Origin of the sequence: Ochrobactrum sp. P6BSIII (assembly GCF_014138065.1) — a bacterium.
Classification (GTDB): Bacteria; Pseudomonadota; Alphaproteobacteria; order Rhizobiales; family Rhizobiaceae; genus Brucella.
Genome location: NZ_JACGXB010000008.1, coordinates 20,987 through 40,242, shown reverse-complemented (window position 1 = coordinate 40,242; position 19,256 = coordinate 20,987). Strand labels below are relative to the sequence as shown.

Genomic DNA, 19,256 nt, shown 5'->3' with positions numbered 1-19,256 from the left:
TCATCTTTACGTGATAGGATCGGTTCCATTGCTTGCAATCAGCCAGTCGGCCACTTCCCGCACGATTTTGCGCTGGTGACGGTCGGCTGGCCGCATCAGATAGAAATAGGCGTCCGACCGCATCATATGGCTATGCACAGGCACCAAAGTCCCGCTCGCCAGCTGTTCCTTGATCAGCCATGTCCAGCCGAGTGTGATGCCGATGCCTTGCGTTGCCGCGGCGACGCAAAGGCCGTAATCGCCAAGCCGCCATTCCAGCGCGCCGGGCGGCGGCGACAGTCGGGCGTCGTGCCACCATTCCGGCCATCCCTGCCACTCGCGCATCGTGTCTTCGATAGCGAGCAGCACTGGCGCTTCCTGCTCCATGATGTTGGGCGCACCCGGCGCTGAAACGGGCACGACTTCCTCTCGACCGAGGACCGTCAGATTGACGCCGATGGGGCGTTCTTTGCGATAAAACAATGCAAGGTCGAACTCATCGAGCCGCAAATGGGCGACGTCATCCGTCACGCGCAGCCGGATTTCGATGCCTGAAATCTCTGCTTTCAACTTGCCTATGCGCGAGAGAAACCACTGGTCAGCAATGCCGCGCGAACAGGCGATGGTGATCTGCCGGGGGCCGATCCACGCCCGAAGGCCGTCTGTGACAGCGCTGAGATCGCCAAGCAGTCGGCTGACTTCCGAGGCATAACTTTCGCCGATAGCGGTCAGTTGCACGCCGACGGGCAGACGATTGAAGAGCTTAGAACCAATGAACGCTTCCAGCTTGCCGATCTGTCGGCTCACGGCGCTCTGGGTAAGGCCCAGTTCCAGACCTGCACGGGAGAAACTGCCAAGTCTGGCCGCGCTGTCGAAAACCACCAGCGCATTGAGCGGCGGCATGGATTGACGACCGACTGCCACTGTTGACTACTCCCGTTTGCCAGAAGGCATGAATTGCAATTTCGGTTTGGTTTTGTGTATCCGAACCGCGTTCGTCAAGCCCCTGTCAGGGAATATCCAACCGCTCAGAGAAACGGTTCGCCAGCCTAAGACGCTTTCGGTGTGGCGATATCTTCGAGCAGAGCGGAAGCGTTTGCGGACAAAGCGCAGCCTTTTTCACCGAGATATCGCACGGCATTGCGCGCCAAGGTGCGATCTGCGGCATTGCCTATGAACGTTGTCAGCGAATTTTTGAACTCCAATACGATGTTCTCGGTTCCTCGCATGGTGCGATAGTCAACGCGTGACACGCTGGAATAGGGCCTGGAGCGCAAGCGAAAAAGCCGGAATTCAATGCGGTCATCATGGAGCGTAAGCCGCGGCCCAATATTGTTGTGGCCCCAAGCTATCCAGGGAAGCGCTTTCCATCCGCCGAAAGATGCCCTCAGCGGTATATTCAATGAGTTCTGCGTGTTCATTGCTTCTAGCTAATGGAAGAACTGAACGGAGGAAAGTCGATTGTGGCTACGCCGTAGCGGCGCTGACAGGACGGCTGCCGTTGGTGTCGTGTTGTACGAGACGAGACCAAACAAATCAGCCGTTACAAAACCAAATCTGATCCGTCGAATTTTCCACGTAAAACTCAATAATCCGGGTCGGCTATCTATCGATAGATATCCATATCGTCTGCGGCTGCTGCGCCAAAACTACGCGCATAGGAATGGCCGCTATAAACCGCAGCGGCGATGATCGATGGTGCATAACAGTCACCAATTGAGGTGACAGATTTTATACCCGCGTCCTGCCATTCATTCCGGCGTGCTTCGAGCGCAGTCGACAGGCCTTTATCGGGATGGCGACTGGTGACCGGCACCAACGTTTCGCATGGAATTTCGGTTTCCTTGCCGGAATAGACACATGCGATAGACAGGCTGTCGGGTGTTTGTCTGGCGAGCCTGTGCAGCGAGATTATTCTGACGCCCAGCTCTATCAATCTCGTTTGAATCTTCGATTGTTCGAGCGTGTGTTCGCTCCAGGGGGCCACGATTGCCGCCGGTGTTACCAGTGTCGTATCAATGCCGCGGCTCACCGCCAGCTCTGCCAGTACCGAGCCGAGATAGTAACGGTCATCATCGAATATCACGAGAGGTCCGCGACAATCATCAAGTGATGTTTTGTCCTTCAGGATGGCGTCCACACTGAGTGTGTGTCCTTCCAGTGTTTCCAGAGGTTGCCTGTGGGAGCGACCGACCGCATCCGAGCGCCAGCGCGCGCCGGTTGCCAGCACCACGTTTGCAATTCCGTAGGTCAGGATTTCATCGGCGTCCAGATGGCTGTCGAGATACATCTCCACATTGGTCGCGCGCTGCAATTGCGTCATGCGCCAATCGCGAACACGCGCCCAGCTTGCAAGACCGGGCAGGGCTGCTTCCTCTGTCACGCGCCCGCCCCAATGGGTGTTCTTTTCAGCAATGATGACTTCTGCGCCGCGCTCGGCCATGGCACGGGCAGCTTCCAGACCGGCGGGTCCTCCACCGACCACCAGCACTTTCTCGGTGGTCTGTAGCTTGCCAATTTTTTCAGGGTGCCAACCCTTGCGGGCTTCTTCGCCAATTGTCGGGTTTTGGGTGCAGCGCAAGGGTGCAACGATGTTGTCGCTGGCGGTGCATATATTGCAGCCGATGCATTCGCGAATGTCATCGACGCGACCAGTCCGGATTTTCTCGGGTAGAAATGGGTCGGCAATTGACGGGCGCGCAGCGCCGATAAGATCGAGAACACCAGATCGGATCGCCTGCACCATCGTGTCCGGTGATGTATAACGACCGACACCAACGACCGGTTTGCTGGTGAGCGATTTCACAAAGGAGATATAGGGCTCCTGAAAGCCCTCCTGCGAAAAGCGCGATGTCTGGCTATCGTTGGACCAGCCGGACAGGTTCACATCCCAAAGATCAGGTTCGTCGGCGAGGGCGGCAATGACATCCCGCCCTTCTCCATTGTGCTGGATGCCCTGATCACCCAGAAATTCCTCAACCGCAAAGCGCACCGCAATTGCACATTTGTCACCGACAGCGTCGCGCGTATCCGCCAGCACTTCACGAAACAGACGCAATCGGTTCTCGAACGACCCGCCATATTCGTCCGTGCGAGTGTTGTAACGTTGCAGCAGAAAATGCTGCAGCAAAGTCATGTCGTGGCCTGCGTAAACATAGACGATATCGAAACCGGCTCGTTTGGCGCGCAGCGCTGCATCGCGATGCCATTTGCGAAACCGTGCAATGTCGGCCTTGTCCATGGCTTTTGCCTGAACCGGATCTTCCACATCGACAATCATGTCCATGGGCCCAAGAGGCGCCAGTCTGGTCAGACGGTTGGAGACATGGATGCCGTTATGCACGAGCTGGATTGCCGCGAGACTGCCATGCTGGTGAACCGCGTCAGTCAGCTTCTGGAGACGGTCGGTGTCCTTGTCGTCCCATATGCGACCCTGATTGGAAGGCGTAATATCCGATGTGGGATGGATTTCGGTTTCCTGCGTGGAAACCACACCCCAACCGCCCTCTGCCTTCATCTCACGCAGGCGAAGATCATGCTCGGGATAGCGATGTCCCATGCCACTACAATGCGGAACCTGATAGAAGCGGTTCTTCGTCGTGACAGGGCCAATCTTGATCGGCTCGAACAGAATTTCGTGACGCTTGTCCATGGTCGCTCTGCTTATCATTTGGAAGAAAGTCACCCCTCTTGGGGTGACTCAATCAGAGGTGAATCTCTGCCGCGTCTAACGCGCCAGAGATCTTTTGAAGCGAGCTTCGAGTTTGGCCTGACCATATTCCAGAACGATGGAAAGGGCCCAGTAGATCATCGATGCGGTGATCAGCATTTCGATGTGCCGGAACTCGGTCTGACCCTGTGTGCGGGCGAGATACATGAGCTCCCATACGCCGATGACGGAGACCAGTGACGAGTCCTTGAGCATTGCGATGAACTGGTTGCCGGTCGGCGGAATGATGATGCGCATTGCCTGCGGAAGAATGACCAGCCACATGGTCTGCGAAGGGCCGAGGCCGAGCGCGAATGCACCTTCCTGCTGTCCACGCGGGATGCTCTCGATGCCTGCGCGGAAGATCTCGGTCATATAGGCGCCATAGCACAGGGACAGTGCAAGAATACCGGCAGGAATAGGCCCGATGACATAGCCCACCTGCGGCAGTCCAAGGTAGATGATATAGATTTGCATCAGCAATGGCAGGCCGCGGAAAAGCGATGTGTAGAACGTCGCCAGCCCGTAGACGAGACCGTTCCTTGATAGCTTGGCCACAGCGCCAACCAACGCCAGAATGGTGGCGAAAAAGATGGAGGCTGCAGAAATGTAAAGCGTTGTGACGACGCCCTGGCTGATCAGAAATCCGATCTTGCGGGCTATGAATTCAAACGAAAGATTGAATGAATAGAAGAAGATCATCAAGAGCAGGAACAGTTCCAGCCATATTCCGGAAATCTGTGCCCAACGTGGAAAAAGTCTCAGAAAACTCCAATTGGCGAAGATGATAACGCTAAGCAGTAACGAGGAGATCAGGGTTGCTTTGGTGAAACCCGCTTTCGCAACTTTGGGGTCGATACCAAGCCAGTTTGTTATGCCGGAAAACCGGATATTCATGAAACAGAAGAGTGCCGTCAGGATAACAAAGAAAGCTATCTGAACGGTACGCTTGGCGGCCTCCGGCCGCATCAGAAAAAACCTCCCGAGCATGTTCTCTCCTCTGCTAGCTTGCCTTTCGCTCAGCAAGCCAATCCTGCATCTGCAATTTCCAATAGGTAAGCTGTGCGGCTGCGAGGCCAGCGGCTCCCCCAGCCCAGACCAATCCGAATTTTTCGAAGAGCTTATAGCGGTTGCTTTGTCCGCAGATGGCTTCGGCCACGACCTTGCCGCCAATGGCGGTCGTGTTGAGCCCATGGCCACCAAAAGCGGTGCAATACCATGTGCTGCGGTCCAGTTGACCTATCTGGGGCATCAAATGTCTGGCGTAAGACATCAGGCCCGACCAAGCCAGCTCTGTCTTGAGTGAAGCAAGCTGGGGGTAGGTTCCCACCATCTCGTTGCGCAACTCGCGCACCACACCTGGCGTATCGGCTGCTCTTGTGGTGATGCGTCCACCCCATAGAAGTCTGCGACCACCATCAATCACGCGGTAGTAATCACCGGCCCTACGGTTATCACCAATCGCAGCCGTGGTGCGGATTGCGGATGCAATCAGCTCAGGCGCTTCTTCACTCACCATCACATAGGTTGCAATCGGCAGATAGGCCCGCCTGATCTGCCCCACCAGACCGTCCGTATAACCACCGGTGGTGATCAGCGCTGCGCCTGCATTGACTTGTCCGTGAGCTGTTTTGACCAGCTTGCCGTCCTTTTGGTCGAGCAACTGCACCACACGGCTATGCTCGAATATCCGTCCACCAAGTCGCTCTATCTCGCGCCCGAGCGCTCGCAGGTAGTTCAATGGATGGATATGGAATGCGTTAGGGTCGTAGACGGATTGGAAGTAGCGCTGAGAATTCAGGATACTGCGCGTTTCCGCCGTTGGGTGGAAGTCTATTCTGTAGCCGTAATCGCGTTGCAGCGCATCGGCGTAGTGTTTCAGGCTGTCACCATCGTCATAACGGCGGACATGCAAAATGCCGGGAATGGACTGGGCTTCTTCGATCTTCAGCGTGTCGATGTTTTGCCGAACGAATTCGACACCTTCAATCGACAATTGATGCAGTGTCTTGGCAACAGACTTGCCAGCCCGGGCAGCAATTTCATCGCCGCCTGAGGCAAAGCCGGGGCTGACAAACCCGCCATTGCGCCCGGAGGCGCCAAAGCCGATGCTCTCGGCTTCCAGAACAACAACTTTTTTGCCTGCGCGCGACATCTGCAAGGCGGCTGACAATCCAGCCAGCCCGCCGCCGATCACGGCAACATCTGCTGTTATTTCGCGTTCAAGTGTCGGGCGCACCAATGCGTCCGCCGTCGTCTGGCTGTAATATGTGGCCGGATAAGTCATCGCAACACCAGGAAAAGCATATCGGATGAGCCACCTTCACGATGGCTCATTTCGATATTGATCTAAGGATAATGTCAGTCGGCGCTGTAGTCTTTGCCGTACCACTTTGCAGTGAGTGTCGCCAAAGTGCCGTCAGACTTCATCTGCTTGATGATTTCGCCAATCTTGGCGGTCCATTCCGGATCGTTCTTTTCCGCGATGACCACGAGTGGTTCACGGAAGGCATATTCGCCCTCAAGAATCTTCACCGGATAGCCGTTCTTGATGGCGTTCTGCGCGGTCTGTTCCGGCGCGATGATCGCATCGATGCGAACGCCGTCACCCAGTCTCAGATCGTCGAATGGCAGCATGGAATCCGCGAAGGTGCGAATTTCGCCCGGTTCCAGCTTGTATTCGATTGGGGGAAGGCCCGGTGCGTCAATCTCCAGCTGCCGACGCGCGAAATCTTCCGACGTCGTTGCCGTTTCTACGCCAATGACCTTGCCCTTGAGATCAGCGACGGATTTTGCCTCGCTGTCCTTGTGCACGACATAGACATAGGGGCTGTAATAATAGACACCGGCGAAATCGATGACATTGGCGCGTGCCTTGGTCGGCGTGACCGATCCGACGCCGACGTCATAGCGACCCTGCCAGCGTCCGCCAGTCAGTGTTGCCCAGTCTGGTGTTTCGAAGGATACGCTGACACCAAGGCGCTTGCCAATCTCGTTGGCCACGTCCACGTCGAAGCCTACGAGTTTGTTGGAATCATCCAGAAAGCTTTGGGGTGGCCAACCCGCATTGGTTGCAACAACCATGGCCTTTTTTTCCATGACGCGATCCAGCGTCTCTCCTGCATAAGCAGAAAATCCGGTAGCGAGAATAGCGCCTGCGATACCCATTATTGTTATTATTTTTTTCATTTTATCGAACCCCTCCTCTGGTTTGATGCATGAGCATTGCATAAACCCGGAAGCGACGGCTAGGCGGCCCGAATAAGTAGGTTATGAAATTAGCGTATGATGATATGCTTTTCTTGCAGGATGTGGGTTCAAGCCTGCTTGTGCTCGGGGCCGCTCATGCGAGAGGCCCCGATGTGATGAAAGAATGCGTCTTATCGTCAGTTTTACCGACTAAGGATTGCGCACAGCCATTGCAGTGACTTCAACGCGCATTTCCGGGGTAGCGAGGCCTGCAACGCCCACGGCGCAACGAACCGGAAACGGCTTTTTGAAAAAACGCAGATAGACTTCGTTAAAAGCCGGGCGTTCATTGATGTCGGTCAGATAGATCGTCAGGTGAATGACGTTCGCCAGACTGCTGCCCGCCTTTTCGAGCGATGCTTTGAGGCTGTTCAGCGTGCATTCGCTCTGGGCGGTTATGTCGCCGGTTTCCATGGAACCATCTGCCCGGATGGGAACATGGGTGGTCACCAGGAAATTGCCGATGCCTGCAACATCGGAAGAGATTTCGCTTTCGTCCGTATCCTCAAGGAAATAGGGCGTTGTGCTGTTCGTCATGGTCTTCTCCAATCGTTAGCGGGCATCCATATTCTGTGACGCGGTTTTCGGATAAGTTACGCGTTAAAACAAGCAGCCAGAGCGTTGTTATTGCTCAAACTGAATGTGCATCGCTCTTTCTTGCCACGAACCGCCTCTGCGTGAGGTAGCAACAATGTGTAGTCACGCGGCGGGTAAACTATTGCGATGGCGGTTGGGCGGGTCTAAAAGCAGGCCAGAAGCGCGAGGCTTCTGGTCAATGACGGCCAATTCCGGTCTGAAAGCAATCCATGACTGAAAAACATTCTCATCGCGGGCTTGTTGTCGCCGCGATTATGGCAAGCATGGCCATGATCGCCGTCGAGGCAACGATTGTGTCGACCGCGATGCCGCAGATTGCAGCGCAACTTGGCCAGCTCAATCTGTATTCCTGGGTTTTCTCGTCATTCCTTTTGACCCAGACGGCGACGACGGTGGTGTTTGGAAAGCTCGCCGATATCTATGGGCGAAAGCCGGTTCTTGTCGTTGGCATTGCCCTGTTTCTGGTCGCTTCGGTGCTGGCGGGCTTTGCATGGTCGATGCCGTCGATGATTGTTTTCCGGCTTTTGCAGGGCGTCGGGGCAGGGGCGATCCAGCCTGCGGCCATGACCGTGGTGGCAGATCTTTTTCCGGGAGCGCAGCGCAGCAAGGTTCAGGGATATCTTGCCAGTGTCTGGGCCTTGTCAGCCGTTGTCGGTCCGTTGCTTGGCAGTCTGATCATTCACAATTTGAGCTGGGCTTGGGTGTTCTGGATCAACGTGCCAGTCGGTATTCTGGCCGCATCCGGCTTTCTCCTTTTCCTGCATGAAGAGAAGCGGTCTAGTCGCGTATCAGTGGATGTGCTTGGCGCGGCACTTTTCGCCGTTTCCATCTCCTCTTTGATGATTGCACTCACGCTCATGGAGAGCGCAGTTTCGCTGGAGGGAATTCTTGCGCTGGCGCTTTTCGGTGTTTCACTGGTCGCCTTCATCTGGCAGGAACGCCGCGCGAAGGAGCCGATGGTTGCGCCCGATTTGTGGCTGAAGCGTCCTATCGCGTTCTCCAATCTTGCGGTTTTCCTGGCGAGTATGTCGATCATGGGGCTGACGACATTCCTGCCGATGTATGTGCAGACGGTTCTCAACCGTTCTCCTGTGGTCGCGGGCTTTGCCCTGACCATGTTGCTGCTGGGATGGCCGTGCGGAGCGACGATTGCATCGCGACAGTTTACGCGGTTTGGACTGCGTCCAATCATGATTGTGGGCAGCATCTGCATTCCAATCGGAACGTCGCTGCTCGTCATGCTCACCCCATCAAGTTCAGCTACACTGGCAGGCGCCGGTTCCCTCATCATGGGGTTCGGTATGGGACTGCTCAACATCGGGGCATTGATCCTGACACAGGACAGCGTGAGCTGGTCGGAGCGCGGCAGTGCTACGGCATCAAATGTCTTCTCGCGCAATTTGGGCAGTACGCTCGGAGCGACTGTTCTGGGCGCGGTGCTGACCTATGGTCTTGCGAACGCCAATCACGGTGAGGCGATTACATCAGAACAACTTCGCGATCTGTTGAATGGTGCGGAGATGTTGATGGATCAGCAGGCGCTGCGGCTTGCGCTTCAAAATGCACTGCACGCGACCTTTGTGGCGATGATGCTGATCGCGGTCTTGATTGTGCCAATCTGCCTTTGTGTCCCACGGGTCAAAAAGACCTATGAAGAACAAGTGGTGACCTGAGCGCGTACCTTTATCTGCAACTTGGCTCATGTTTACGTCTCTGACATGATGCCAATGTTGTAACTAAAATGACGCTCTTTGTAGCGATCTCACATTGCCGCTAACGCCTCGAGTAAGACCGTTTCAGTTCCGGTTTTGCCAGATTTGAAGAAGAAGATGATTCGGTCATTGCCTTCGCTGCGGCAAAAGCCCGTTCCGATTCCATTATCGGGAAGGGCGCGAAGTCGTTGCAAGCCAAGGCGCTTTATGACGCCACCAGATGTTTCACCACCGACAACGATAAGCTTGTCGATACCCAGTTCAGAAATGGCTGCAGCGAGCTCCGATATAAGCTTTTCCCCTTTTTCGCTTGCGCCGCGAACGCCCAGCTCTGTCTGGATTTCTTTAACACGGGTATCACTGACCGCAGTTGAAATGAGGTAAGGCTGTTTGCCGTGATGATTTTTTGCCCATTTCATTGCTTTTGACATCATGGCGTCGATATCGCCATCTTTTATCAGGTCAAGAGTCAAAACCGGGTGCTGTTTGGCAAAAACCGCAATCTGTCCATCCGCAATGGGGCCAACTGTTCCAACCAGAACCGCGGCAGTGCCATTGCTTGGTGCCGGTGGCGCAACTGTTACAGCTGGCTTGGGGGCAAAGCGGTCAATTCCTAGCTGAATGAGAACAGCATCGGAGCTGACCATCGTTGGTTGTGCTCGTGCCAGTTCGGCCGCGATCTTGACGTCGCCGTCATCGCTTGCATCGACAACGCAATAGCATTTGCCAGCATTTGCGAGCTCATCAAGATGTGCTTGCGCTGTGTCTTTGCCTTTAAGCAGTATGGAGTGGGGCAAAAGTCCTATCGGTTCTGCTGTCTGTTTTCCGATGAAACGAACCATGTCGGGATCGCTCATTGGCGTGGCGGGGTCATAGCGCTTGACGGATTCAGAGATGAGGCGGCTTCGATAGAAGAGATAGCCTTGATGAACCGTGGCGTTGAACTTGGGAAAGCCGGGGCAGAATAGAAGATTGCTCGGGTTATAGCGTGCGCTCAACACGTCGGCGGCAGGCCCAACGTTACCCTGTTCCGTTGAATCGAAACTGGCACAGACTTTGTAAATGACTTGATCGCATCCGATTGCATCAAAAGCATCAGCTGCGTGTGTGATCTGTCGTTTTGCTTCATCCGGCTCAGCAAGACGCGTTCTGCCGGCCCATATGACGACAGCTTCGCCTGCACATTCGCGGATAGCTTCGATATCTGTCACGACAGCGGTTCTAATGCCAGCTGTTTCATAGTAAGCAGCGACCATCAACGCGCCTGTCATATCGTCGGCGATGATCCCAAGAGTGCCGTTATTCCCCATTTTTATCCTCGTATCATGCCATGCGTAATTGCGCGTCATAGATAATGAAATTTAATTCCAATTAAGTATCATTTTGATAGACCGCGTCAATTGCCGGGATTATGAAGTTAGGCATCATCACAAACTCTTGGCTGCCAACAACGGGGAACAGACGATGCCAACCGATTTTGATCAGAGCCTTACAGCACGTCGCGCAATCGTGGATGCGATGCGTCATATGGAACAGAAGGGCTTCAATCACGGCAGCAGCGGCAATATCAGTATTCGGGAAGGCGAACATATCTGGGTTACGCCGACCGGCGCCACATCGCGTATGAAGCCTGAAGACATGAGTCTTGTTTCGGTGGAAGGCGAGCATCTTGCGGGCAGTGTCCCTTCCAGCGAGTGGCGCATCCATACCGAAATCATGCGCAATCATCCCGAAGCCGGTGCTGTGATCCACTCGCATGCGGATAGCTGTGTTGCATTGTCGTGTCTGCGTAAGCCATTGCCCGCTTTCCATTATATGATTGCTTCATTTGGCGGGAACGAGGTTCCCTGTGCTGATTATCGCGTATTTGGTTCTGATGCTTTGGCTTATGAAATCGTGCGGGCTATGGGCAACCATCGCGCCTGTCTGATGGCAAGCCATGGTATGGTGGTGTGGGGCAGGGATATGGCCCATGCAACATTGCTGGCAGAAAAACTCGAAACGTTGGCACGCCAGTACATATTGGCTTGTCAGATTGGCGATCCGGCGCTTTTGAGCGAAGCTGAGCTGGATGAAGTTCGCGAGCGCTATGGATATTATGGCAGTAAACCGATGCCGCGCTGATGGCTGATAAGAACAGGCCCGAATGAAAATTCGGGCCTGATTTGCTGTATGGATCAGGCGCGAGAAGGCCCTGTTTCCTGAAACCGATCCAGAACGTTGCGGGTAATGGTGGTGGTATAGGCACAGTTGCGCTTGAGGCCCATCACCCATTCACAAAGCCCGGCAGTTACCACTTCACCATCACCTTGCTTCATGGATACGAGCATACCTGCCCCATGCGCCAGACGCTTGCGGGCCGCTTCATAACCATCAGGCGCCATTTCGCAGATGCCCTGCAGATCGCTATCGCGAACATAGTAACGATGTCCCTGACCGTCGAGTTCATATTCGTAGATCGATGCTGGCGTCATGGCGAGAATTTCGATCTTGTCGGTTGGCACACCATGCTCTTCTACGGCATAGGGGAAGCCGTTCTTGAATGAGTAATTGAGGCCGTCGACCTCATAACCGAAGATCTGGGCCTCGTGACCAAAGATATCTGCATAGCGTAGATGCGTGCCTTCGAAGATCCAATGCTCTGGTTGGTAGACGGTGAGCCCGCGAGAGCCACGGGGAGAGAAACCACCCCAGCTGCCATACATTCCGTTTTCACCGTTAACACCGACAGTCGAAGCCCCCGGCCAGTTAACCGCGCCACTTGCCCAGTTCGCGGTGCATAGGTGTTTCTGATCGGTTTGCATGATGGGGTCTTGCGTAGGCGCTTTGGTTTTCCAGCAAACCTGTGTCTGACCATCATTTTCAAGACGGATCTGCCAGAGGAAGTTGCCGCCAAAGCGCGCGAGATGCCCGCCGCGAGCGACGAAATCCTCGACGGTTTTGCGCATGTCCCATGACCAATATTCATCATGGCCAACAGTGACCAGACAATTGTAATCGTCGAGGATGCCGGAATTATAGTGGAGATCGGTCTGGGTTATATAGTCGATCTGATAGCCTGCTGCCTCAGCCCAGGTCACGAAATAGCGCTCATACTGGGCGTAGCCCGCGGACGAATAATATTGCGAGAACCCCATCGTATAGCCCCATTCTTTGGATGGGTATCGGGTTGCATCGCCCATGTCTTGCCAGACCGGATTACAGACGCGCGCTGCCCCTTGCGGCAACCAGATCATGCCTTTCGACCATGGACGACGCAGGCTCAAAATCGGCGAGCCTTCATTCTTATTCGGACCCCATGTTCCGAAATAGTGGTTCGCGCCGCCCCAGTCATTGTAAGCCATCCAGGTGCCAGTTGCGAACATCAAGAGAATGCGGCCCGAGCGCGTCTTCTTCGTCGGGCGGACCACGACGAAATGATGTTGAACGAAACGCTCGCCATCGGGACGCATGCATGTCGAGACAACGCGATAGAAGCCCGAGCGCGCATCGTCGGGAATTTTCCAGCTATAAAGAACTGGCCAGTTGCAGCCGTCCATATAGGCCGTTTCTGATGTTTTGGTGAAGCTACCAGGAAGGTCGAAAGCCTCGTCCATCATCTGAGGTTCGTGGCCGTCACGATATATCTGGATCGACCATGTTTTGGCTGTGGTGGAACCATGAAACTCGACCGTTTCACCGGGGTCGTAAGACATCTTCTCTGTGTAGACGAAAACTTCGGGCAGAGCAGGGTCTTCACGCGGAAACTGATAGCGATAGTCTGAAAGAAAGTGCTCGTCCGCAAAACCTTTGCGAACCGCCCATGGCTTGATCGCATGTGGCCCCATTTCGGGAAAATTGAACTTGTCGCGGGACATTGTGAGCTTCCTCCTTGAATCAAAAACTCAGATTGCTGTTCAATGCTGAACGATCGGCATCGCCGGGATTGTCTTTTTCGTATTGCTGGAGGCGCTTCAGAAGGGCAGCGCCTCCTTCTATGAGGTCGAGTTGGACGGCGAGGCGTAACGCATAGCTGTCACGGTTGCTGAGCGCCGTTAAAATGTTCTCGTGCTGGTGGCGTCCGGGATAGCTCGGTTTTGCCGTTGGATAGAGTTCCGAAACAAGTGGGCCGACCCTGATCCAGAGACTTTCAAGCACGTCTATCAGATGTGCCATCCGGCTTTGTTTATAGAGCCCGAAATGGAAATCCGAATTTATCTGCAGCGCCGCGCGCCAATCTTCCGTGCGTTCGGCTTCAGTCAAATGCTGATGAATGGTTTCCAGTCTGGTGATGGCTTCATCGGTTATGTTTGTCAGCGCATGTTCGGCTGCGAGAGGCTCCAGAACGAGCCTCATCGCGCGGATTTCATTGTACTCAGCCAGCGTTAAACGCCGTACGCGAATATAAAAGCGCGGTTTGATTTCAATCGCGCCTTCGCGTGACAACTGCATGAGCGCTTCGCGAACCGGTGTCTCCGATGTGCCCAGATCCTGAGCCAGTTGACGAACCTTGAACCGCTGATGCGGCTTGAACTGTGCCCGCAGCAGCCCTGATTTGAGCTGCTGGTACACAATGTCTGAAAGGTTGTCCCTTTCGTCGCCCGGTTGTTCGTTCACGCTTTTTCCTTACCGGGTGGAGATTGCCTTGAAAGCGTCTTCCGTCCGGGAAAGTGCGTCGTCGATCACCGCATCCGTGTGTGCGCAGGAAATGAACATGTTGTGCTTGTGGTGCAGGTAAACGCCGCGGTTCAGCGCTTCGCGACAGAAACGTGCGCCAAGCTGTGCATCCGTATCGCCGACAAATTGTACCAGCGGCATTGCGGCAGGTCCGGTTTGCAGCAGCTCAAAACCATGCGCGTGTGCCTGAGCATCAAGGCCGGTGCGCAGGCGTTCGCCCGCATGTTTCATGCGTGCAGGTCCATCAATACGCTTCAGTTCCTTGATGGTGGCAACCGCAGCGGCCATAGATGCGCCAGCATACCAAAACGAACCAGTCATGTAAGCTTGTCCTGCGGATTCACGGAAGTGGTTGGTTCCGGTGACTGCCGCAAGCGAATAACCATTGGCGATTGCCTTGGAATAGGCGGCAAGGTCCGGTTCGACGCCGGTTCCGCGCCAGCTTCCGCCCAGATCAAGGCGGAAACCGCCACGGACGTCATCAAGAATGAGCGCCGCACCCGCCGCATCGCAAAGGGCGCGTGCCGTCTTGGCGAATTCTGTGGAGGGAAGTTCCTGTGGGATGGCAAGGTCGTGCTTGAAGGCGGAGACAATGATCGCAGCCAGATCGTCACCGGCCTGTTTTGCGGCGGCAGTGAGGCTTTCAACGTCGTTGTAAACATAGTGGACGAGGTGAGCACGATCTTCGGCCGTTACGCCGACGAGTGATGGCGTACACCATGGCACAGCACCGTGATAGGCACCCTTAGCGACCAGAACCTTGCGGCGTTTGGTTGCGCCGCGTGCGATTGTTACGCAGCTGGTCGTGGCGTCGGTGCCGTTCTTCTGCAGCAATGCCCAGTCGGCATGGGGGACTGTTTCAACGAGCAGCTCTGCAAGTTCAACAGCGTGCGCTGTTGGACCATTGAGGCAATCGCCTGCCTCTATCTGGCTGAGTGCAGCCGCGTCCACCTGCGCATGGCGGTGACCCAGAATGATGGGACCCCAAGCACACATGAAATCAATATAGCTGTTGCCGTTGACATCCGTAACATGCGCGCCTTCGCCTGATGCGAAATACTGCGGATATCCCTCTGGAAGCGACGCTGCGCGCTGATGTCCCCACATGCCGTTAGGGATCACACGTTCTGCGCGTGCACGAAGCTTTGCGTCTGGATTGTGTTCGCTCAGGGTTTGGGCCGAAGTGGAATGCGCAGGCATTGATAGTCTCCCATTTGACGACGCTTTTACGTTCATCACCTCAAATTATGATATATCAAAAATGATCCGCGTCGTGATGATATGTCAAGGGTGATTCCAATAATTGAGATAAATATTGCCGCATTAAGGGGTTTTGGCACCGTTAGTGCAAGAAATCGGACATTCAGCGGCATGGCCTGGGGGAAATATCAGGCAGAGCAGTGCGGAAAATCGAGTTCGGTTATTTTGATCGATAAATTTGATATATCATTATAGACATGGATGCGAAATGCGGGTTAAGCTCTGCCAACAACAAAAACATCAGGGGAAAGCATGGCTAGCCAGGAGAGCACGCCCGATTCCGGGCTGGGTATTAGCATTCAGGGAGTGACTAAAAATTATGGGAGCCACACCGCGGTAGACGGTCTAGATATGGAGATCGCGCCGGGTGAGTTCCTTGCCCTGCTGGGGCCATCGGGTTCCGGCAAATCAACTATCCTGATGATGCTGGCCGGGTTCGAGCGCCCCGACAAAGGGCGTATTCTATTTGGAAGCAACGATTACACCCGCGTACCCCCGCATAAACGCAATATCGGCATGGTGTTTCAGCATTACACGCTGTTTCCCAACATGACTGTGCTCGATAATGTGGCTTTCCCACTTAAAACAAGGGGGGTGCCAAAAGAAGAACGGTATCGTATTGCCCGCGAGGCACTTGTACGCGTGCGACTTGCCGATTTCGCCAATCGCAGCCCGAAGCAATTGTCGGGTGGACAGCAGCAGCGTGTTGCGCTGGCTCGCGCTATTGTCTATTCGCCGCGCGTTCTTCTGATGGATGAGCCTTTGTCGGCGCTGGACAAAAATCTGCGTGAAGAAATGCAGATCGAGATCAAGCGCCTTCATGCCGAACTGGACATGACCATCGTATTCGTCACCCATGATCAGAGTGAAGCGCTGACGATGGCGGATCGCGTTGCTATCCTGCAAGGCGGGCATATCCAGCAAATTGCTAGCGCGCGTGAACTCTACAACCGCCCCGCCAATCTGTTTTCCGCAAGCTTCATCGGTGAAATGAACCTCATCCCGATCGTGTGGGATGGGGCCAAGGCGCAAGCCGCCGACGGGACCGTGGTTTCGATACCATCCGAAAATGTCATGGGTGCCAAATCCGGCAATGCGTTGATGGCAGTTCGTCCGGAACGTCTGGTTCCTGCGGAGCGTGGATTGGAAATCACCGTTCGTGATGTGATCTATGCTGGTCCAGACACGGCCATTTTGGGTGCAATGGCTGACGGAACAGAACTGCGCGCAAGACTGGCGAGTGCGGCGGTTCCTGACATTGGTGCAGGACAAAAGCTGCGATTGGGCTTTGCTCCCGAAGCAAGCCTCGTCTATTCTCGTGCGAGCTGAGCCGATGTTGAAAATGTTCTTTGAGCCAGACGGGCGCAAGCTGTCGAAGGGCGGAATGCTGCTTCTGCTTTTGCCCTTCTTCTCGCTGCTTCTGCTGTTCTTTATCTATCCGCTGGTCAGTCTGCTTGCGTTGTCAGTGACAGAGCCATCGGTTTCATTGGACAACTATCAGCGGGTTTTCTCCAACCCGGTTTATCTCAATGTGCTCGGACGCACGGTCTTGATTGCCGCGTTGGTCAGCGTGATCGCGCTGCTGATGGCCTATCCCATTGCTTGGCTGATGGCGCATTCGAGTGGGCCAAAGCTGATCTTCATAACCGCCTGTATCCTGTTGCCATTCTGGTCGTCTGTGCTGGTGCGAACCGCTGCCTGGGCCGTACTTTTGCAGCGTAATGGATTGGTCAATCAAGGTTTGCTGCAACTTGGGCTCATCGATCAGCCGCTGAAACTGCTTTACACCCAAACCGCAGTTCTCATTGCTATGACGCATGTTCTCTTGCCGTTTGTGGTTCTGCCAATCTATGGCGCTATTCGCAACGTGCCGCGGGATTATGCGAGAGCTGCTGCCATCCTCGGCGCTGGCCCAATACGAACCTTTTTCGAGGTCATTTTTCCGCTCACCCTGCCGGGAGTTATGGGCGGGATGATCCTTACCTTTCTCACCGCACTTGGCTATTTCATCACGCCTTCGCTGCTTGGTTCGCCGAAAGAAATGATGATTGCGACGCTGATTTCCCAGCAGCTGCGTGAAACGCTGGATTGGCCATTCGCAGCAGCACTGGTGGGTATTCTTACACTTCTGGTGATGGCTGTTTCGCTGGTCTTCGGTCGTGTGTTCAAGTTCAACCGGATGATGGGAGGCAATACATGAACAGCCGTAATTTGCTCCTCAATGCCTATGTCTATCTGGTGCTGTGTTTTCTCGTTGTGCCGATCCTTATCATTCTGCCAATGGCGTTTAGTGAGACGGATTACATCACCTTTCCACCACGCGGGTTTACGTGGCAGTGGTTTGGTGCCTTCTTTCAGTCTGCACAATGGATGAGTGCAACGGCATTCAGCGCGAAGATTGCATTTTTCACCGCGATTTCGAGTGCAATTATTGGGTTATGTGCAAGCTATGCGATTGTGCGCGGCAAGGGTGCGCTCGCGACCATTTTCCAGACTTTGCTCATTGGGCCCATCGTTGTGCCGCATATCGCCTTGGCGATTGCGCTCTATCTGATGTTTCAAAGTGTCGGACTGACAGAGACAACGGCCGGTTACGTTTTTGCACACACGATCATTGCACTGCCCTTCAGTGTGTTTACGATTGTAGCAGCGCTCTCGCAGGTCGATCCCGCTTTGGAAGATGCGGCAATGTGTTGTGGCGCGAACCGCTTTTTGGCTTTTCGCGCCGTGACCTTACCGCTGATATGGCCGAATGTTTTATCGGGCGCGTTGTTTGCCTTCGTCATATCGTTCGATGAGCCGGTAATTTCGTTCTTTCTTGCAGGCGTGCGAGACAAGACCCTGCCGCGCATGATGTTCGATGATATCGAGCAGAATCTGACACCGATTATCCCAGCAATTGCCGTGATGCTCACGCTGCTTTCGATCATCGTTCTGGTGGGGGCTGCAGGACTGCGCGCGCTTGCTACGCGTTCACAGCAGGTCGTGACTGAAGAATAAGAAAATCATAGAAGTGAGGGAAACATGTTCAAGAAAACAACCAGACTACTGATGTGCGCCGGGTTGCTGATTGCAGCCGGATCGATTGTGGCCAAAGCTGACAGCGTCGTTTATGCGACGACTGGTGGCCAGATGCGCCAGACGCTTGAGAAAGAGTTTTACGGCCCCTTCAAGCAAGAAAGTGGCACGGATGTCGTGCCGTTTGATATTGAGGTACCGGATCAGTGGGCGCGTGTCGAAGCCATGAAGCGCGCCAACAAATATGAGTTTGATATTGTTACGGCAACGGGTCCCGACCTGGTCGACAAAGCCGATCTTCTTTTGACGATTGATTGCTCGAAACTACCGAATGTCGAAGCGAAAGGCGTTGAAGGCTCTTGTAAAGAAAAGGGTGTTGCAAGAACGACGGGCGGTATGCTGCTGGCCTATGACACATCCGTTTACAAGGACAAGGTGCCTCAGACATGGGCCGACTTCTGGGATGTGAAGACATTTCCGGGGCCGCGCGGATTGCCGGACACCGGTGATCGTGACTGGTGGTTGCCGGCTATCGCACTGATCGCTGATGGCGTGCCGCGCGACAAGATTTTCCCGATGGATCTGAACCGGGCTTATAAAAAGCTCGACGAGATCAAACCGCATATCAGCGTGTGGTGGAAGACTGGCAATCAGGTGGCACAGATCATGCGCGATCAGGAAGTCGCCATGACGATGTCCTATTCCGGCAGAGCATTGAGCGCCATGAATGATGGCGCACCATTTAATGTAAGTTGGAATGATGCAGTAATGGATACAGGCTATTTCGCTATCCTGAAAGATGCACCTAACCCGGAAGGCGCGCTGAAGTTTATCAATTACTTCTATGGTCATGCAGAAGGTCATCCTGCCTTCATCAAGACAGCAAACTACGCGACTCATTCAAAAGAAGGTGTGGCTTTGCTGCCTGAAGCTGAGCAGAAGAATTACGCTACATCTCCCGAAAACTACAAGTTGCTGCTCGTACCGGATTTCAAGTGGATTGGTGAAAACCGCAACATGCTTCGTGAGCGCTGGCAGAACTGGCTTGCTGAATAAGCAAAGTCCCAATGCAATGT

The 19,256-nt window shown here is 54.4% G+C and carries 16 protein-coding genes; 6 read left to right on the top strand and 10 right to left on the bottom strand.

The annotated features are described in order from the left end of the window. Positions 1–6: 6 nt before the first annotated feature. The 6 genes from FHW00_RS12905 to FHW00_RS12880 form a co-directional block, all read right to left on the bottom strand. Positions 7–903: a LysR substrate-binding domain-containing protein gene (locus FHW00_RS12905; protein ID WP_078338918.1), complete on the bottom strand. Its 897-nt coding sequence runs from the start codon at positions 901–903 to the stop codon at positions 7–9. A 682-nt stretch (positions 904–1,585) separates the two neighbouring features. Next, entirely contained in the window at positions 1,586–3,631 is a 2,046-nt protein-coding gene (locus FHW00_RS12900) for an oxidoreductase (protein ID WP_078338916.1), read from the bottom strand. 75 nt (positions 3,632–3,706) lie between these two features. Further along, positions 3,707–4,678 carry an amino acid ABC transporter permease gene (locus FHW00_RS12895; protein WP_078338915.1) on the bottom strand — a complete coding sequence of 324 codons (972 nt, stop codon included), beginning with the start codon at positions 4,676–4,678 and terminating at the stop codon, positions 3,707–3,709. 13 nt (positions 4,679–4,691) lie between these two features. Beyond that, a complete protein-coding gene (locus FHW00_RS12890; protein ID WP_078338914.1) occupies positions 4,692–5,975 on the bottom strand; it encodes an NAD(P)/FAD-dependent oxidoreductase in 1,284 nt (427 codons plus the stop codon). Positions 5,976–6,049: 74 nt separating this feature from the next. Next, positions 6,050–6,877: a transporter substrate-binding domain-containing protein gene (locus tag FHW00_RS12885; protein ID WP_078338913.1), complete on the bottom strand. Its 828-nt coding sequence runs from the start codon at positions 6,875–6,877 to the stop codon at positions 6,050–6,052. A 210-nt stretch (positions 6,878–7,087) separates the two neighbouring features. After that, a complete protein-coding gene (locus FHW00_RS12880; RefSeq protein ID WP_078338912.1) occupies positions 7,088–7,474 on the bottom strand; it encodes a RidA family protein in 387 nt (128 codons plus the stop codon). A gap of 269 nt (positions 7,475–7,743) precedes the next feature. On the opposite strand from FHW00_RS12880, the gene FHW00_RS12875 reads away from it, so the two are divergent. Further along, positions 7,744–9,207, top strand: a complete 1,464-nt coding sequence (locus FHW00_RS12875) for an MDR family MFS transporter (protein ID WP_078338911.1) — start codon at positions 7,744–7,746, stop codon at positions 9,205–9,207. A gap of 89 nt (positions 9,208–9,296) precedes the next feature. On the opposite strand, the gene FHW00_RS12870 is transcribed toward FHW00_RS12875, so the two are convergent. Beyond that, positions 9,297–10,517: a four-carbon acid sugar kinase family protein gene (locus tag FHW00_RS12870; protein ID WP_445557938.1), complete on the bottom strand. Its 1,221-nt coding sequence runs from the start codon at positions 10,515–10,517 to the stop codon at positions 9,297–9,299. Positions 10,518–10,710: 193 nt separating this feature from the next. Between FHW00_RS12870 and FHW00_RS12865 the strand changes: the two genes are divergently transcribed. Continuing rightward, positions 10,711–11,370 (top strand): class II aldolase/adducin family protein, encoded by a 660-nt coding sequence (locus tag FHW00_RS12865; protein ID WP_078338909.1) that lies wholly within the window; start codon positions 10,711–10,713, stop codon positions 11,368–11,370. 53 nt (positions 11,371–11,423) lie between these two features. Here FHW00_RS12865 and FHW00_RS12860 read toward each other — a convergent pair whose 3' ends face one another. From FHW00_RS12860 to FHW00_RS12850, 3 genes are read right to left on the bottom strand one after another with little or no spacing between them, the layout of a single operon-like run. Next, entirely contained in the window at positions 11,424–13,103 is a 1,680-nt protein-coding gene (locus FHW00_RS12860; protein ID WP_078338908.1) for a N,N-dimethylformamidase beta subunit family domain-containing protein, read from the bottom strand. Between the two features lie 19 nt (positions 13,104–13,122). After that, complete coding sequence (locus FHW00_RS12855) at positions 13,123–13,842, bottom strand: GntR family transcriptional regulator (RefSeq protein WP_078338907.1); 720 nt, start codon at positions 13,840–13,842, stop codon at positions 13,123–13,125. A gap of 9 nt (positions 13,843–13,851) precedes the next feature. Then, positions 13,852–15,102: an aminotransferase class III-fold pyridoxal phosphate-dependent enzyme gene (locus FHW00_RS12850; protein ID WP_078338906.1), complete on the bottom strand. Its 1,251-nt coding sequence runs from the start codon at positions 15,100–15,102 to the stop codon at positions 13,852–13,854. 312 nt (positions 15,103–15,414) lie between these two features. Here FHW00_RS12850 and FHW00_RS12845 point away from each other — a divergent pair, with 312 nt between their 5' ends. From FHW00_RS12845 to FHW00_RS12830, 4 genes are read left to right on the top strand one after another with little or no spacing between them, the layout of a single operon-like run. Continuing rightward, positions 15,415–16,491 (top strand): ABC transporter ATP-binding protein, encoded by a 1,077-nt coding sequence (locus tag FHW00_RS12845; RefSeq protein WP_078338905.1) that lies wholly within the window; start codon positions 15,415–15,417, stop codon positions 16,489–16,491. A gap of 4 nt (positions 16,492–16,495) precedes the next feature. Beyond that, on the top strand, positions 16,496–17,362 hold the full coding sequence (locus tag FHW00_RS12840) for an ABC transporter permease (protein ID WP_078338904.1): 867 nt from the start codon (positions 16,496–16,498) through the stop codon (positions 17,360–17,362). After that, positions 17,359–18,162 (top strand): ABC transporter permease, encoded by an 804-nt coding sequence (locus tag FHW00_RS12835; RefSeq protein WP_078338903.1) that lies wholly within the window; start codon positions 17,359–17,361, stop codon positions 18,160–18,162. Before FHW00_RS12840 ends, FHW00_RS12835 begins: the two co-directional genes overlap by 4 nt. 24 nt (positions 18,163–18,186) lie before the next feature. Beyond that, positions 18,187–19,236, top strand: a complete 1,050-nt coding sequence (locus FHW00_RS12830; protein WP_078338902.1) for an extracellular solute-binding protein — start codon at positions 18,187–18,189, stop codon at positions 19,234–19,236. Positions 19,237–19,256: the final 20 nt, after the last annotated feature.